General features: G+C 58.3%; 1 protein-coding gene. It reads left to right on the top strand.

Annotation, left to right across the window (positions count from 1 at the left end):
• On the top strand, positions 1-279 hold a 279-nt coding region (locus AC1U89_RS25120), incomplete at its 5' end, for a nuclear transport factor 2-like protein (RefSeq protein ID WP_479902327.1).
• Positions 280-350 lie beyond the last annotated feature (71 nt).

Here is a 350-nt window from a genome sequence, read left to right as displayed (position 1 = left end):
GTCATGCACTGGCCACAATCCGGAGAACTCGTGCGCGGCGCCGAGAATCGGAGGGGAATCTACAACGCCTTCCCACAACTGCCAACCATCACCCCGCGCCGGCTGACCAGTGGCGGGGACCTGGTCGTCGCCGAGGCGTTGTTGGATTACGGCGGCCCACAGTACGAAACGGTGTTCATCTTTGAATTTCGCGAGGGCAAAATCGCCAAGGAGACAGCCTACTGGAGCGAGGCATTCGACGCGCCACAGTGGCGTGCCCAATGGGTTGAAAAAATCTAGACAGAAAATCCGTAACCGGGTCAGGTCAGACGTCGCTATTGGGCAATTGCGTTCAGGTGCTTGATCGCATC

Source organism: Caulobacter sp. 05T431 (genome assembly GCF_056665975.1).
The sequence above is the reverse complement of the archived record's forward strand: the minus strand, read 5'-3'. Positions and strand labels throughout refer to the sequence as shown.